The following is a 16,123-nucleotide window of genomic DNA, read 5'->3' as shown; positions in this document are numbered from 1 at the left end:
AAAAAAAGAGACAGACTCCTCAAAAAAAATGAGGAACTGTCTCTTTTGGTGAGCTGGGGGACTTTTTCAGTGGCCTCGGTTACGGTCGTCCCTTTTTCGGTATGATTCGATTAACTTCGCAGCGAGGTTCCTATTAAACCTGGAACGCCGACGACTTCCCCAACATTATTTAGGTGGTCTTCGGTCTTCAAGTCCAATTCGGCAGCAGCGTCTCGCCCCGGTCTGTAGCAGGTACGGGAGTCACTGAAAGTCTGGAAATCTCATCGCGCCACTCTGGAGTCATCTCTACATCGACAGCGCCCAGCGAGTCTTCCAACTGCGCGAGGTTTCTTGCGCCAATAATTGGCGCCGTGATCATAGGATTGGACATCGCCCAGGCTACCGCAAGCGTCGAGGGCTTCACGCCTCGTTCAGCAGCATGTGCAGTAAAGCGGTCGGCGACGGCAAAATTCATTTCATCCGCATAACGGTCCGTATACCGCTGCTCTTCGACCAGCCGCCCTTGTTCCGGTCGTTTGATCGTTCCGTATTTGCCCGTAAGAATCCCAGCTCCCAGAGGGCTGTACGAAATGACCCCAATCTGCTCGGAAGCGGCAAGAGGTAGGATTTCTACCTCAGCCTGACGTTTGACCAGGTTGTACATCGGCTGGATCAATTCAAAGCGTGCCAGCTCCTCCTTGGCAGAGATGCCGAGCGCTTTGGCAATCTGCCAGGCCGACCAGTTGCTCACCGCTGGGTGAAGGATTTTGCCCTGCGCTTGAAGATCGTCGAGTGCACGAAGAGTCTCCTCCATTGGCGTATTTTCGTCGAACATATGCACGAAGTAGAAGTCGATGCGATCCGTCTTCAGGCGTCGCAGACTGTTTTCCACTTCAAGCATGATATGACGGCGGGAAAGCCCTCCAGCATTCACGTCCTGTCCCATCGGATAGAAAACTTTGGTGCTCAGTACAATCTCATCCCGACAGTCCTCGATGCACTCGCCCAGAATTTCTTCGGAGCGACCCTGGCTGTAGACGTTTGCTGTATCAAAAAAGTTAATGCCAGCTTCGCGGGAGCGGTTGAACATTTTTTTGGATGTTTCTTCATCGGCATTCCCCCCGAAGGACATTGTGCCAAAACATAAATTTGAAACCTTGATTCCTGTTTTTCCTACTGTACGATAATTCATCGTCATTCCTCCTGCTGTTGACTTACGCCTGTTGTGTGGTAGGGCGAATAATCATTTCATTGATCGCAACGTCTCCTGGCTCTTCAATCGCAAAAGCAATCGCACGTGCGATACTTTCCGCTTTAATTGCTCCTTGATATAACTCATCGTACGCTTGTTTTAACTCTGCATCCGTGATTCCCTCCGTCAATTCAGTGCTGACAGCTCCTGGAGAGATATTCGTTGTACGAATCTGGGTACCACTGATCGCCTCTTCTTGACGTAAACCTTCCGTAATTGCCCTTACGGCATGTTTGGTCGCGCAATATACAGTGCCGCCTGGGTAGACATTATGTCCGGCAATAGAAGACAGATTAATGATATGACCAGATTTCTGTTCCCGCATCGCAGGCAGAACAGCAGCAATCCCGTATAATAGGCCCTTGATATTAATATCAATCATCATATCCCATTCATTAATTTTCTTCTTAAAGAGAAACGATTGCGGCATGACTCCGGCATTATTGATAAGTACGTCGATTTTCCCAAACTCTTGAAGTGCATACGAAGCCAACTCTTCCACTTGTTCATGCGATGTCACATCGGTTACTTTGTAGATGGCTGTACCCCCGCTTTGTTCAACTTCTTCTTGCAGATTTTGTAAACGGTCTTCACGGCGAGCCGCCAGCACAAGCTTCGCACCTTTAGATGCCAGCTCTTTGGCCGCTGCCTCTCCGATTCCGCTGGAAGCACCTGTAATAATAACGACTTTATCTTGAATATTGGACATAGTGAATGATCATCCTTTCTAATTTGAATTGCTTAATTGAGGTTCTGCGATTGGATATAAAATGTTTGCTTTGGAACTTAGTTTTCCTTTGCAAATACTTCTTTGGCCACTGTAATAGCGGACATCGCCTTCGGCCAGCCCGCATAAAAGGCAAGATGGGTAATGACTTCGATCAGTTCCTCTTCCGTAAGGCCGTTGTCTTTGGCTTTACTCAAATGAAAGCCCAGTTGTTCGGAATTTCCTCCGGTGATCAAGCTTGCTACGGTAATGAGACTGCGGTCGCGTGGGGCCAGCTCTTTGCGTTCCCATACGTCCCCAAACAGAACCTTGTCGGTCAGCTCGACGATCTTTGGTGAGAAGTCCCCAATCGTTCGCTGTGCAGCCGTAAGTTTTTGAGTATCTGACATGTGATATCTCCTCTTTCTTCATTTGCATTGATCCTTCATATAAATGCATCTATAATTGAAATAGATACATTTTTGAACTTGTGTCTATTATTATAATCTGATACAGAATGCGTTCAATTGTTAAATGTGCTTGATTTGTTCATTAATAGACATATAAGTTAAAACAGTCAATTATCACTTAGAAATTTAGGGGTTGAACACAGTGAAAGTGGACCGGAGAATACTCAAAACACAGGAAGCCTTGAAAAAAGCGTTAACGGAGTTGATGGCCGAAAAGAGTTTCGACCATATTACAATTCAGGATCTATCCGACAAAGCGAATGTAAGCCGGGGAACCATCTATCTTCATTACGTGGACAAATATGATTTGCTGGATAAGCTGATCGCCGCACACATCAATGAACTTCGAAGATTATGTATTGAATCGGCTCATTTGAGCTTTACAGAGGCCGAAATTGTTTGGTTTGAATATTTTGAGGCTAACTATTTATTTTTCTCCACGATGCTGGTGAGCAAAGGCGCCCCTTACTTCCGCACTCAGTTTCTTGAATTTATGATCGATGAACTTCGGGAAGAGGTCGACATGAATGAAGCAAGAAATCGGGGACTAAACGAAGAAGTGGTTGTCCGTTATGCAGCGTCCGCTGTGGTGGGGATTATGGAGTGGTGGTTTTTGAACGATAAACCTCTCCCTCCTGTCGAGATGGCAGAGCAAATAGGCATGCTGTTGGACCGGAAATTGTAAATCTAGAGCGAAAAGAGTAGCAGACATATGTCTGCTGCTCTCAAAATGGTTTGTCGGGACCAAATACAAGATTGGCGGACTGCTTGGCTTTCTCAATGACATTCATGACCCTCTCGCTATGTTCAAGCATATCCGAGACTTTTTCCAAATCTTTTTCTCTGATAATACGGTCAAATTCAACGAATTCGTCATACATACGATGCGGATGATCTTTCAGGTCCACCCGAATTGGCGTTTCCTTATTCGCAGTGTAATCAAAGCAGTCGCATACATTAGCCGGACTTGCCATGTGTATATAGCCCTTATTACCTTGAATATTCACTGCATTGGGGGCCGTACTGTCTTTTGAACCTATGCAGACACACTTGAAATCACCGTAATCCAGCAGCAGCATACCTGAAGTATCAATTCCACGCTCCATGTTTGCCCAATACTCCACCTTCTTAGGGCTCCCGAAGAAACCAACAACCAAATGAATATTATATAAATTAATATCCATCAAGGCTCCACCAGACATTTCCGGATTAAAGGCAGGCCGGATTATTCCCGCTTTGAAAGCCTCATACCGAGATGAATATTGGGAATAGTTGCATTCAACTATTTTGATCTCACCCAGCTTAGGAAGATACTCCTTCATTGACAAATAATTTTTCGAATATTGATTCGTAATGGCTTCCACCAATACCAGTTTTCTTTGCTGAGCAATTTCTTTTAGCTCTAGAAATTCATGCAAATTGGAAGTAAACGGCTTCTCACAAATGACATGTTTACCACTCAATAATGCTTCTTTGGCATATGAATAATGAAGATGATTAGGCAGTCCGATATAGACTGTATCTACATCACTATTCATCAACATCTCGCTGTAATCCGAATAAATCTGAGATATACCATATTTATTTTGCCAATCCAGTAATTTCTCCTGGTGGCTAGGTCTAGAACAAATGGCCTTTAATAAAATGGTAGGGATTTCCTGAATAAAGCTCAATAGATCCCCTACGATCATCCCTGCTCCGACAATTCCCAACTTCATTTTAGTTACACTCCTCTATACCTTTGTCTAGTATTTCCATAGAAGCTATCGTTTCTTCGTCTTTAATCACTTTTTCTTTGCCAAGTACGATCGAATGATAGATATCGTCATACACTCGGGCATAGTCTCCCTTTTCAGAAACGACTTTTTCTTCATGGTACTCGCCTTTATCATCCAGATATGTTAAGATGCCGTAATGCTCGGGCTGGTCGATGTCGAAATCGGCGTGTCCCTTAGGCAGATAGTATAATTTCAGATGCTCCTCCTGACGATACTTCGTTTGCTTTATAAAAACGCCTTTTTTGCCATATACAACAAAACTCGGACGGTCTTTTAAGCGAAAAAAGCTGGATTTGATGGATACCTTGAGCGAGGGATAATAAAAATCCAGATCAAAGTAATCATTCATTCTCCCGGGACCCAGCAATTGACGAATCGTAATGGATCGTGTCCGGTTCCCAAAATAGGAAAGAACCTGGTCAATGGTATGAGCGCCATGTCCATATAGGTAACTGTTATATTTGGAAAAATGAGAAGTGGAGTTCGGGATCTCAGGTCGAAAATAATCGTAATGCATCTCCACCTCCAGTAAATCTCCAAGCTTTCCTGATTCAATAACCTTCTTGGTAGTGAGGAAATCCGAATCGTAACGTCTATTTTGATAGCATTGTATAACCAGATTTTTCTCTTTAGCATATTGGAAGATCGACACGGCTTCTTCTTTGGTTAACATAAAAGGTTTCTCAATGAAAAAGGAAGATGATAGCAGTTCGTGCTTTTGCCATTCCCAATATACCCGATGGTAAGCATATTAATTCCCCCTTAGGCTCTTTTTCATTTATTATAGAAGAAGAACGTTGATCGTAAAGGATTTGCCGCCAAAATGGTACATTCAACCGATTATTTTTAAAAATGGTTGTTTATTTTTAAACAAAATGTTTATTTCATATTATTTATCAAACGTTATATTCAATTGAGCCGGGGTGAACCTGTTGAAAATACTGATGCAATTATCAGAAATGCAAAACTTTACACCAAATGAAAAAAGCATTGCATCCTATATTTTGCTTCACAAGGAAAGCATCCTGCACTTAAATATTCAGGAGCTTGCAAAGGCAACGTATACTTCGCATTCCGCGATTAATCGATTAACACATAAACTTGGGCTATCTGGCTTCAAGGATTTTATAATCAAACTTGCTCGGGAATTTCAGCAAAATACTCAAAACATTTCCAACGTGGACCCCAACTATCCATTCGGTCTTGATGAATCCCCACTTCAAGTGGCGAAAGAAATCGCAGAGTTAATGAAGGAAACGATCGAAAAAAACTTTGCATTCATGGATGATGACTTACTGTCGCAAACAGCCCGGTTGCTGGATCAAGCGAAAAGGATCTTTATATATGCGTTAGGAGATTCACAAATCCGAGCGAAAAGTTTTCAGAACAAATTGATTAAAATCAACAAATACGTAGTTATTGCCACGGAGCTGTACGAATGGGCTTACCATACGGCTAATCTTACGCCACAGGATTGTGCTATTTTTTTAACTTACCACGGGAAGTCGCCGATTTATTTAAAAGCAGCTCAGCATTTTACACGTGAAAATATCCCTTTTATCACAATTACAGCAACTAATCAAAGTGAATTGGCAAAACTCAGTAATATCTGCATCCAGGTGCCTAATGACGAAGTAAAACATGCCAAGATTGGTACATTTTCGTCGCAAATTGCCTTTGATTACGTATTAAATGTGATTTACTCCTGTATCTATAAAATCGACTATTCGAAAAACATGCAAACCACAACACAATCGTTGAAGAATTTCTATATCAATGACATGATGAATGACGTATAGAATGAATAGCTAGGCTTCCTCGGTGACTCCAGGCCATTAGTCAAACTTCTAATCGGCTATGAATACATGTTCTTGTCCCACCCTAAGGACAAGAACTTATATCGCTAAAACAAAAAAAGCCGCCAATATGGCGACTTCTTAAGCATATATGGTGTTGTCTGCAGGTAAGGATCAACTTTCATCTATTGCTTTTCGAATATCATAATCATTTATATCGATATCCAAAGCCATTCCAAGTGCCAACTTTGCCAACTGACTTCCAATATATGGACCCATAGTCAACCCGGATGCTCCAAGTCCGTTTGCCGCTATAAGGCCGTCCCACCCAGGAACAGCGCCTATCACCGGAAGAAAACCGGGTGTAAAAGGACGGAAACCAACTCTTATCTCCTGAAAATTGCTGTTTGCTAAACCAGGTGCCAATTCTAGACCTTTATTCAGAATTTCCTGCATCCCACCTGCTGTTACTCTCGTATCGTAACCTTCGATTTCATTTTCGTGAGTCGCCCCTATTACGATCTTCTGTTTATCAAAGGCCAGCAGATATTGATCAGAAGGCGGCATGATTACAGGCCAGGTGCCTGTGTCTTGCCTATTAGGAACCTGTAAATGCATGATTTGTGCTTTTTGAAAACTAACCTTAAAGTGAATGCCTAAAGGCTGCAGCAGTTGATTTGCCCATGCACCTGCACAAACAATGACTTCGTCAGACGAGAAGCTTTTTGCACCGAATGCTACTCCTGTTACATGGTCGGATTCATATTGAAGCGCAGCATCCCCATGTACAAGGATGGCCCCGTTTCTTTGTGCTGATCGGAGCAACGCATCGCGCAGCGCACGACCATCTATACGGGCGGCACCACTAATATGAACAGAATGATAACCTTCTACTAACAAAGGAAACCGTTCATGGGTTTCTTTTTCATTTAGGCGGGTAATTTCACCGATTTCCGGTGCATCCGCTTGTCGTATGTGTGCCCGCTCTTCCATCTTTCTGATTTTCTCCAAATCATCATGGATACTAAGAGCACCCACTTGAGCATAGCCTGTTTCTGTTTCTCCCTCGCTTTTGAGTTCTTCAATCAGTCCAGGGTAAAAACGTGCACCAGCTTTTGCCAGCCGATACCAAGCCTGATTGCGTCGCTGTGATAGCCAGGGACAGATAATGCCAGCAGCGGCATCAGTAGCCTGTCCTTTATCTTTGCGGTCTACAATAATGACATTAGCTCCCATTTTTGCTAACTGATAAGCTGTCGATGCTCCAAGAATCCCTGATCCAATTACGATGACCTTCTTCATGATTACATTCCTTTCCTAAATCACTGTATCCATTATAGCGGATACTGCATGAATGCATAATATTAACAATTTATTTCAATTGAGATAAACATGTTAGACGAACATCAACATCGGCTATGAGTACAATCCTATCCGAAGTCGAACAAATTGTTGACCATGTTGGCATCATCGCCGGAGTACAGCGAGATCAGGTTGATCGTGGTGACGGTGGAAGACCGTATTCGGTTCAGCGTCATAGACGAAGGCCCGGGCTTCTCTCCGGAAGCTCTCAAACAAGCAGCTGAACAATTTTATATGGGCGACTCGTCCAGAAGATTAAGTGGACATTACAGTATGGGCCTGTACATAACGAAATCCATTGTTAACCTACATGGAGGAAAGCTGGGCATCACCAATTCCACCCAGAGTGGAGGCGGACAAGTAAGCATTGAAATTCCGATCACTTCATTACTGACATGAACGCCAACAAATATCAAAAATAAATCATCTACTATTCAGGTTGGTTCGATTTCATGAGGTACACACACCTAGACAAACAACTAATACAATTCACAAGTCTATTTAGGAAAAAAAATACAGGCACCCAATTTCGGGTCGCCTGTATCTCAGTCGAAATCATAAAATCAACAGTCTCTAAGTTCTTTACATAAATATTGCCCCGTGTAGCTCTGCTTAAAGTTGGCCACTTGTTCCGGAGTCCCCGTACATATGACGTTCCCTCCATTGCTACCACCTTCGGGTCCCAGGTCAATAATATAGTCCGCATTCTTGATCACATCCAGATTATGTTCGATAACGACAATGGTGTTGCCATCATCAGCCAGCACATGAAGAATGTTGATCAACTGCTGCACATCCGCCACGTGAAGCCCTGTAGTAGGTTCATCCATGACATATAGCGTCGAACCCGTAGCGGGCTTCAGCAATTCTGATGCAAGTTTCACTCGCTGCGCTTCTCCACCTGATAGCGTTGTAGAAGACTGACCCAACTTCACGTAACCCAACCCCACTTTACAAAGCGCCTCGATTTTCTTCCGTATTTTTGGAACATTCTCAAAAAAAATAACGGCTTCGTCCGCAGTCATCTCCAAGATATCTGCAATGCTTTTTCCTTTATAGTGAACTTCCAGAGTCTCCCGATTATATCGTTTCCCTTTACAGACGTCACAAGGCACATACACATCGGGCAGGAAATGCATCCCGATTCTCATCAGTCCATCTCCGGTACAGGCTTCACAGCGGCCACCCTTAATATTAAACGAAAACCGACCTGGGCCATATGCACGCACCTTGGCTTCATTTGTCATGGCAAACAGGGAGCGGATATTGTCAAAAAGACCTGTATACGTGGCCGAATTGGAACGAGGAGTCCGCCCAATCGGGCTCTGATCAATGTTAATGATCTTATCCAAATGCTGAATGCCATCGATTTGTAAATGTTTGCCTGCACGAGTGTGAGCTCGATTTAGTGTCGCCGCCAGCTTTTTATAAAGTATCTCGTTAACAAGACTAGACTTACCGGACCCGGAAACGCCCGTAACACACGTGATCGTTCCTAATGGGATAGATACATTGATGTCTTTCAGATTGTTTTCCGCTGCCCCCACTATAGTCAGATGATGTCCATTGCCTGGTCTGCGGTTCTCCGGCACCGCGATCCACCTTTGATGCGACAAATATTGGCCGGTTATCGAACGTTCTTCTGCGGTGATCTGATCAAGTTCTCCCTGAGCGACCACTTCTCCTCCATGCATACCAGCGCCCGGACCAATGTCCACAATCCAGTCTGCTTGTCGGATCGTTTCTTCGTCGTGTTCCACAACGATAACGGTATTGCCTAGATCACGCATTTCCTTCAAAGCGGATATAAGCCGTTCATTGTCTCGCTGATGCAAGCCGATCGAGGGCTCGTCGAGAATGTACAGCACTCCCGTTAAGCGGGATCCAATCTGGGTGGCCAAACGAATGCGCTGACTCTCCCCGCCTGAAAGTGTTCCGGCAGATCGGTATAACGTCAAATATTCCAAACCGACATTTTTCAAAAATATAAGCCTGTCAACAATCTCCGTCGTAATCGGGTCGGCAATCATTGCCTTAGCCGGGGACAGATGCATGTTTTCGATAAAATGAAGGGCTTCGGTAACAGACAGCTTGCAGAAATCTGAAATGTTCATATCACAGACGGTTACCGCAAGCAGCATCGGTGCCAACCGATCACCATGACAATCGTGGCAAGGCAAAGCGGACATATAGCCTTCAAGTTCTTTCCGCATCGTATCAGACTGGGTTTCCCGGTAGCGTCGGTCCAGATTGTTAACAATCCCTTCGAACGCCTGGTACAGCACCTTCTCCTGATGATTGTTTTCCCATCTGAGTTCAAGTTTTTCACCCTGTGTTCCATACAAGAGCATGTCGAATGCTGCCTGTGAAAGCTGATCAAGAGGGGTATCCAGATCAAATCCAGCCTTTTTTCCAATCGCTTCAAAATACATTTTGCAAAAGGAATTGGTCTCGACATTCCCCCATCCGGTAGCCTTAATTGCGCCCGAGTTCAGCGATTGACTGCGATCGGGTGCGACTTTGATCGGGTCAACCTTAAGATGAAACCCAAGTCCCGTGCAAGTCGGACAGGCGCCGTACTGATTGTTGAAAGAGAACATGCGAGGAGACAGCTCCTGTAAGGAAAAGCCGCAACGGGCACAAGCAAAACTTTGGGAAAACAGCATGTCCTCTCCGCTATCCATCCGGTGAATCAATACGGTATCGCCAGACAAAGAAATGGCTGTTTCAATAGAGTCTGTCAGTCTCTGAGTATCTTCCTCTTTCACTACCAGACGGTCCACCACAATAGCGATGGTATGTTTCCTATTTTTATCGAGCAGGATCTCTTCCGATAGATTCATAACGGTGCCGTCTACTCGCACACGCGCATAACCGTTCGTTCTCGCTTGTTCAAAAACGTGCTGGTGCTCCCCTTTTTTATCTTGTACTATGGGTGCGAGCACCATATATTTTGTGCCATTAGAAAGTTTATATATTTGATCTACAATTTGATCGACAGACTGGCGTGTAACTTCACCTTTACAGGCTGGACAATGTGGTGTTCCAACCCTTGCCCACAATAACCTCAAAAAATCGTAAATTTCAGTTACAGTGCCCACGGTGGAACGTGGATTGTTAGATGTCGTTTTTTGTTCAATGGCAATTGCGGGCGAGAGTCCTTCGATCGAGTCGACATCTGGTTTATTGATCTGCCCGAGAAATTGTCTTGCATAGGAAGATAGTGATTCGACATAACGCATTTGCCCCTCAGCATATAGTGTATCGAATGCCAGGCTGGATTTTCCCGAGCCGCTCACCCCGGTGATCACAACAATTTGGTCACGAGGAATTTGAATATCAATATTTTTCAGATTATTCTCTCGGGCTCCGTGAACGTTAATAAAATTTTGCATGTACTGCTCCTCCTACTTATTCCATCCAAATACATACTGAATATTCAACCTGTAATATTTCTGTTAAAATTCCTATTGCAGACATTAGGAGCTACTGCTTCTTTCTTACTGCTCTTCAATCTACCTTTGCACCATAGGAGCGTACAAACAGGATTGCTTGCTCTCTATCCATTCGTACACCTTTAATATTTAATGATTTCAAATCAATTCCTTCAAGATTGGCACCTCGCAGATCGGCTCCCTGCAAGTTGGCTCTGCTCAAAATTACTCTCGTTAGGTCACAGTCTCTCAGGTCAGCTTTTGCCAAATCCGTATCAGTAAAATCTGCTTCATAAAAACGAATCCTTCTCAAATCCTGTTTTCCCAGCTTAGTATGCCTTAGATTAGTGTAGGACCAGTCTCCTTGACTCAAAGTGACACCGTCCATTTGAGCACCCGCAAAGTCCGATCCTGTCATTTTACAGGAGCTAAATTTGGATACAAAGAGGTTGGCACCATTAAAAGTACAATTTTCAAAAGCTGATTCCGTATGGACAGATCCACATAGAGCAGCACCTTTAAAATCACATTCAATAAAACGACAATTACTTGTCTCGATCTCATCCAATGAAGTATTCATGAATGTACACTTTTTGAAAGTGCAGCGTGCAAGTTCTCCATACCGTAAATCATGTCCATCAAAATGAACAGCTTCATAATCTTGGTCTTTGTATTGATACACTATATATCCCCGCCATTAAATTGATTTTTAATTCTTATGAATAGGCAAACATGATCTAAGTCTATTAAGAGGCATTGAATTTCCCGTCTTGTTGATTTATCAATTGCTTTCCCAAATCTCAACTTTTTTTAATATATCATATACCTGTCAAGTACCTGTCTAAAATGGAAGTAAAGTCAAGTCCATTTTTTTTGAAACAAATATTCAGTAGTTCATAGTCTAAGTTCCTTTGTCTACATAGGAAGGAAAACCCTCCTGACACACTGTTGTCAGGAGGGTTTTAGTACATTTTAGATAACTATTTAATCGGTAATGAATACATGTTTTTGTCCTCCGACATTCTCCCATTTCGTACAGTCGAACTTCTCTTTCTGTATGTTCACTACATAAGCGCTGAGGCTTAACTTGAGAAAGAAAAAAGTAAGGAACAGGAGAGAAATAAGAAAGACTTGACTGCTACACTAAAAATGTTCCAATAAACAGACTGCTCTTAAAGATTCAAGCGCAGCAAAAAGGAGACTTGATATGAAATTAAAAAAACGGTTTGCCTCTTTGTTCATGTTGGCATTGATGGCACTTATCCCGGTCCAGGCATATGCTTCTGGGTCTGTTCCAACCACTCCCTCTGGAATTCCGATTTCCGAAATCGAAGACAGAACAGATCAAATTATGAAGAAATATATAGGTACAGCGATTCCTGGTGCTGCGGTTTCCATGGTAAAGGACGGGAAAATTATTTTTTCAAAAGGTTACGGATACTCAAACATCGAGAAACAAACACCCATAAGTGCGGAAACAACCTATATGGAGGCCGGTTCTGTATCGAAATTGTTCACCTGGACGGCCGTAATGCAACTGGTTGAGCAAGGCAAGCTGGATTTGGATACGGACATCCGCACATACTTGCCTGACGGCTTTCTCAAGCTTTCTTTTGATAAGCCTATTACCCTGAAATCACTGATGAGCCACACGGCAGGTTTTGAGGAGCGCCTGGAAAAACTTTTGGTTCATGATCCTGCTGATCTTAGGCCTCTCAAGGAGCATATCGCACCCGGAAATCAGCCTGAGCAGATTTATGAGCCTGGAACAGTGATTGCTTATTCCAACTATGGGACCAGCCTGGCCGGATATATTATAGAACGTGTATCCGGAATGCCTTTTGAAACCTATATTCAGAAACATATATTTGAGCCTCTGGACATGAAGCATTCTTACTTTACACAACGGTATGATCTTATCCCAGAGGTTATCGAACATAAAGCAACTGGCTACTCCAAGAAGGATGGAAACTGGGTGGCAAAGCCGAATGTTTTCTTTAATGATGTGCCGGCTGGTGCGTTGAACATTACTTCGGAGGACATGGCTCATTTTATGCTTGCTCATCTGAACATGGACCATTCCTTAAAATATTCGCTGTTCAACAAGAATGAAACCCTGCGAGAAATGCATGAGGCTTCGTATACCCACTATCCCGAGCTTCCGGGGAATGCCCATGGTTTTTGGGAGCGGTTCGCGGGGGATTATCGTGTTATCGAGCACGGTGGAAATACAGATTCATTCTCCTCTCTGGTCTCTATCGTGCCGGATCAAAACTTTGGGATCAGCATCCTGACCAATGTGGAAAATGAAATGTCCGGTGCGAGAAGCGAACTCATTGACCTGTTTGTCGGGGGTTCCAACGCTACTCCGCAAGCGGACAGCACATTGAAGCATAGCGGGGATGTGGCGGGAAAATACCGTTCTGCTCGCGCAGTATCATCTGGTATATTGAAGCTTATACCCGTATTATCCAATGCGGAAGAAGTGGTCTCAGCCAACGGCAATGGCGGAATCACTCTGAGTATTCCATCCATGAATATTAATGTTGATTATGTAGAAACCAAACCCTATTTTTTTGAACGCGTGACTCCCGGGAGCACTCCTTATGATTACGCGGGCCTAAACATCAGTCGTCTTTTTTTCTTAACCAATGCCGATGGGAAAGTGACGCAGTTGTCGTATGGAGTGATTGATGACCAATTACCGGTGTCCTTCCTGCAGACCTCCATTTTCAGTTATGTGCTGGTGGGTGGATGCGGCATTTGGTTTGCGCTTGGGTCAGTTTTTGGCATTACGGGATGGCTGCGTAAGATCATGAACGCAAGAAAGCAGAAGAATACTTCGCGGCTTCCCTTGCCTGACAGTGTAACCGTGATGCCATTGCTGGGCCTGCTTGTGATCGTCAATTTTATTGCTTCAAGCATCCAATTGATAGGCGACCCCTTTCAGCCTATGTCCAATTTCAATTTGAATATTATCCTTTTCTGGGTGCTGGGTCTTGCCTTTGTACCAGCTGCCTACCTTGCTATAAGAACCTGGAATGTTTCGAAAACTACATTGTTAAGAAAGGTAACCATTGCGATGCTGATACTTGCGTTTCTGGCAATTTCGGTTTTCCTGTATTCCTATAATTTCTACTTTTTGGCGTAGCTCACTGATTTAATCCTTTTTCGGGCAGTGACTCTCCCTCTTTAGGCAGAAACCAATAGTGCGGAGGGAGTAACCTTTTAGACAAAGTGTCCTGGTGCGCAGCGAAATTCCAGCAAGTACTCCCTTCTCAATTTTCTTGATTTTATTGGCACAACAGATGTGATATTTAGTTTAGGGCACTCCTAGCTAAGCTTGATGACATGGGGAAAACTTTCTCCATAAATGGTTCATTTCTGACGATCCCTTTATATTTCTTGGGTAGCAGTAGTGAAATGTGGTTGCACTCCAATAAAATTTTGGCAGTCCAGTACTTTACTTTTGCAGCTACTGGACTGCTTTTTTACAGTTATCCTAAATTAGACTTCGCGGACAGCTATCAGGCTCCACGGGGTCAATGTAAGTTCAAGCTTCAATGAGCCATCTATGTCAGCATAAACCGTTTTTTTGTTCGTGGCCAAAGCGGTGCCCTGCAAAGCACGTGTTTGTTCACGCGTAGGAGGTTCAGGACAACCCATTGCCTTCCAGGCTAGAATGGCAAAGCCATGATGCTCGTCCAATGTCTCCACAATAAAACAGGTCCCTGGAGTAATTCCTCCAATGATAAGTGAATATCTAACGGATGTTTCTGTTCCCGCGTAATTGCATTTGGCACAGCGGTTAGCACCGCCTCGTCGTCATAATGATATACAAGTGCAGACAGCTTTCCTGTGCTGGAATTCCGGGTAACAATTCCTTTCTCATTGCGTGCCAATTCTTCATCACCCAATAAATTCAGAAATCGGTAACCATGATAAACAGGCTTCACAATCCCCTGAAAATTAATCATGCCGAACCCCCCGTGAATTATGGAATCGCCAGCCCCTCCTTCTTCCAACACATCCGTAAATGTCCATTAGGACAAAGAATCGGTCAGATGAGTGTAACAATTTTCAGTCCAATCGGCACGAGTCTCATCCAACGCTTTTAGCATTTTTAGCGCTGCACCGAGATACAGGTCTTTTTCATGGGGTACTACAGCTTTGGAAATTTCAATTAATCCACACGCTGCAATAGCGGCTGCCGTAGAGTCTTCATATGCGGGTTCCTTGGGCTGTCTAAAGTCGACCGGAATGATTCCGCTTTCCGGAATATTGGCTATAAAATAATGCGCAATTCACAATATTCTGTGAATCGCTCGACTCTTAATATTTTTCATAGTGGAGGGGTCTTTTTCAGTTTCACTTCTTCCATAAAGCTTCTAAAGTCTTTAACGATTTCTTTGGATTGGGTATGGTGTAAATAATGCCCTCCTTCAAGCTCCACTACTTTTCCATGTACAGAATCTTTTATCTGTTCTTCATGTTCTGGTGTCCAGCCTTCAACATCCGTATTTTTTTTTTGTAAAAAGAATATAACAGGAAGATTTTTAGGGAATTTAAAGTTTTCAGCGGATTTAAAATTATTTTTTAAATTTTCTCCTTCGCTTATAATATTTGGATTCATCGCGTTCTTGAGAGAAATAATTCTAATTTGTTCTCTCGTTTCATCATCTACTTTAGGTGCAACAAGTTGGTCAGGATTTAGTTTCATTAGCAATCTGTTAAAACCTGAATTCTTAATCAGTTTATAGGCTTCTGTTGGAAACTCATCATCCGTGCCACCTTGCGTTGGAAAACTGCTATCAATCCCAACAAATGCACGGACTTCTTTTTCGTATTTGTTCACATATTCTAGTCCGTAAATGCCGGCAATGGAGTGACCCATCAGAGTGTATCGGTCAATATTTAGTTTTTGTAAACATTCATGAATTTCAGCTACAATATTTTCAACGGTTCGTTCTTTTTCGGTTACATCACTTAATCCATAACCAAAAGGCTCAATCACGACTACTTTGTAAAATGGAGTTAGCTGCTCCACAAGTGGCTTAAAATCTATACCTGGTGCTCCTGTTCCATAACCTGGTAGTAGTACGATCGTTTCTTTGCCCTTTCCTTGGATCAAAACATTCATATTTTTCCCATCTACTGGTACAAGCTGACCATAGGGCTCTATTTTTTCTTTCTCCAATTGGTTGCAGATAATATTAACTGTAAAAACAATGACTAGAAAAACTACTATTGCTGTAAGCATTATTCCTAGTGATTTAAGTATAAAGAAAAGCGTTTTTTTCATCATTTAATTCCTTCCCTAACGTTTCATTTAATTTGCCAAGCGGG

General features: G+C 43.2%; 13 protein-coding genes and 1 pseudogene. 4 read left to right on the top strand and 10 right to left on the bottom strand.

Translation table 11 applies throughout. From position 1 onward, the window contains the following. Positions 1 to 187 precede the first annotated feature (187 nt). From E0698_RS24265 to E0698_RS24255, 3 genes are all read right to left on the bottom strand, one after another. The gene (locus tag E0698_RS24265) at positions 188 to 1,171 is read right to left on the bottom strand and encodes an aldo/keto reductase (RefSeq protein ID WP_192513183.1); all 984 of its coding nucleotides are present in this window, start codon (positions 1,169 to 1,171) and stop codon (positions 188 to 190) included. A 22-nt stretch (positions 1,172 to 1,193) separates the two neighbouring features. Next, complete coding sequence (locus E0698_RS24260) at positions 1,194 to 1,940, bottom strand: SDR family oxidoreductase (RefSeq protein ID WP_192513182.1); 747 nt, start codon at positions 1,938 to 1,940, stop codon at positions 1,194 to 1,196. 77 nt (positions 1,941 to 2,017) lie between these two features. Further along, on the bottom strand, positions 2,018 to 2,347 hold the full coding sequence (locus tag E0698_RS24255) for a carboxymuconolactone decarboxylase family protein (RefSeq protein WP_134914168.1): 330 nt from the start codon (positions 2,345 to 2,347) through the stop codon (positions 2,018 to 2,020). 202 nt (positions 2,348 to 2,549) lie between these two features. Between E0698_RS24255 and E0698_RS24250 the strand changes: the two genes are divergently transcribed. Next, the gene (locus tag E0698_RS24250) at positions 2,550 to 3,092 is read left to right on the top strand and encodes a TetR/AcrR family transcriptional regulator (RefSeq protein ID WP_023988832.1); all 543 of its coding nucleotides are present in this window, start codon (positions 2,550 to 2,552) and stop codon (positions 3,090 to 3,092) included. Between the two features lie 40 nt (positions 3,093 to 3,132). Here E0698_RS24250 and E0698_RS24245 read toward each other — a convergent pair whose 3' ends face one another. Then, the gene (locus tag E0698_RS24245; protein WP_192513181.1) at positions 3,133 to 4,125 is read right to left on the bottom strand and encodes a Gfo/Idh/MocA family protein; all 993 of its coding nucleotides are present in this window, start codon (positions 4,123 to 4,125) and stop codon (positions 3,133 to 3,135) included. 1 nt (position 4,126) lies between these two features. Beyond that, on the bottom strand, positions 4,127 to 4,858 hold the full coding sequence (locus E0698_RS24240; protein WP_443146925.1) for a Gfo/Idh/MocA family protein: 732 nt from the start codon (positions 4,856 to 4,858) through the stop codon (positions 4,127 to 4,129). A gap of 259 nt (positions 4,859 to 5,117) precedes the next feature. Here E0698_RS24240 and E0698_RS24235 point away from each other — a divergent pair, with 259 nt between their 5' ends. Then, entirely contained in the window at positions 5,118 to 5,984 is an 867-nt protein-coding gene (locus E0698_RS24235; protein ID WP_192513180.1) for a MurR/RpiR family transcriptional regulator, read from the top strand. Positions 5,985 to 6,155: 171 nt separating this feature from the next. Here the strand turns inward: E0698_RS24235 and E0698_RS24230 are convergent, their stop codons facing one another. Further along, entirely contained in the window at positions 6,156 to 7,283 is a 1,128-nt protein-coding gene (locus E0698_RS24230) for an NAD(P)/FAD-dependent oxidoreductase (protein ID WP_192513179.1), read from the bottom strand. Between the two features lie 156 nt (positions 7,284 to 7,439). Here E0698_RS24230 and E0698_RS24225 point away from each other — a divergent pair, with 156 nt between their 5' ends. Beyond that, positions 7,440 to 7,742 carry an ATP-binding protein gene (locus tag E0698_RS24225; protein ID WP_238354132.1) on the top strand — a complete coding sequence of 101 codons (303 nt, stop codon included), beginning with the start codon at positions 7,440 to 7,442 and terminating at the stop codon, positions 7,740 to 7,742. A 164-nt stretch (positions 7,743 to 7,906) separates the two neighbouring features. Here the strand turns inward: E0698_RS24225 and uvrA are convergent, their stop codons facing one another. Together uvrA and E0698_RS24215 are read right to left on the bottom strand one after the other, a co-directional pair. Beyond that, the gene (gene uvrA / locus E0698_RS24220) at positions 7,907 to 10,738 is read right to left on the bottom strand and encodes an excinuclease ABC subunit UvrA (RefSeq protein ID WP_192513178.1); all 2,832 of its coding nucleotides are present in this window, start codon (positions 10,736 to 10,738) and stop codon (positions 7,907 to 7,909) included. A 115-nt stretch (positions 10,739 to 10,853) separates the two neighbouring features. Next, on the bottom strand, positions 10,854 to 11,459 hold the full coding sequence (locus E0698_RS24215) for a pentapeptide repeat-containing protein (RefSeq protein WP_192513177.1): 606 nt from the start codon (positions 11,457 to 11,459) through the stop codon (positions 10,854 to 10,856). A 525-nt stretch (positions 11,460 to 11,984) separates the two neighbouring features. Here E0698_RS24215 and E0698_RS24210 point away from each other — a divergent pair. Beyond that, positions 11,985 to 13,928 carry a serine hydrolase domain-containing protein gene (locus tag E0698_RS24210; RefSeq protein ID WP_192513176.1) on the top strand — a complete coding sequence of 648 codons (1,944 nt, stop codon included), beginning with the start codon at positions 11,985 to 11,987 and terminating at the stop codon, positions 13,926 to 13,928. 526 nt (positions 13,929 to 14,454) lie between these two features. Here the strand turns inward: E0698_RS24210 and E0698_RS24200 are convergent. Next, positions 14,455 to 14,808: pseudogene (locus tag E0698_RS24200) on the bottom strand (GH39 family glycosyl hydrolase); the annotation flags it as partial. 311 nt (positions 14,809 to 15,119) lie between these two features. Beyond that, entirely contained in the window at positions 15,120 to 16,082 is a 963-nt protein-coding gene (locus E0698_RS24195) for an alpha/beta hydrolase (RefSeq protein ID WP_192513173.1), read from the bottom strand. Positions 16,083 to 16,123 lie beyond the last annotated feature (41 nt).

Source organism: Paenibacillus sp. 23TSA30-6 (assembly GCF_014858585.1).
Taxonomy (GTDB): domain Bacteria; phylum Bacillota; class Bacilli; order Paenibacillales; family Paenibacillaceae; genus Paenibacillus.
Note: the sequence above shows the minus strand (reverse complement) of the source record. Positions and strands in the feature narration are given on the sequence as shown.

Coding starts and splice junctions, on each gene's coding strand:
- E0698_RS24195 (WP_192513173.1), bottom strand. CDS start 16,082: ATGATGAAAAAAACGCTTTTCTTTATACTTAAATCACTAGGAATAATG.
- E0698_RS24255 (WP_134914168.1), bottom strand. CDS start 2,347: ATGTCAGATACTCAAAAACTTACGGCTGCACAGCGAACGATTGGGGAC.
- E0698_RS24245 (WP_192513181.1), bottom strand. CDS start 4,125: ATGAAGTTGGGAATTGTCGGAGCAGGGATGATCGTAGGGGATCTATTG.
- E0698_RS24240 (WP_443146925.1), bottom strand. CDS start 4,858: ATGTTAACCAAAGAAGAAGCCGTGTCGATCTTCCAATATGCTAAAGAG.
- uvrA (WP_192513178.1), bottom strand. CDS start 10,738: ATGCAAAATTTTATTAACGTTCACGGAGCCCGAGAGAATAATCTGAAA.
- E0698_RS24225 (WP_238354132.1), top strand. CDS start 7,440: ATGTTGGCATCATCGCCGGAGTACAGCGAGATCAGGTTGATCGTGGTG.
- E0698_RS24230 (WP_192513179.1), bottom strand. CDS start 7,283: ATGAAGAAGGTCATCGTAATTGGATCAGGGATTCTTGGAGCATCGACA.
- E0698_RS24260 (WP_192513182.1), bottom strand. CDS start 1,940: ATGTCCAATATTCAAGATAAAGTCGTTATTATTACAGGTGCTTCCAGC.
- E0698_RS24210 (WP_192513176.1), top strand. CDS start 11,985: ATGAAATTAAAAAAACGGTTTGCCTCTTTGTTCATGTTGGCATTGATG.
- E0698_RS24265 (WP_192513183.1), bottom strand. CDS start 1,171: ATGAATTATCGTACAGTAGGAAAAACAGGAATCAAGGTTTCAAATTTA.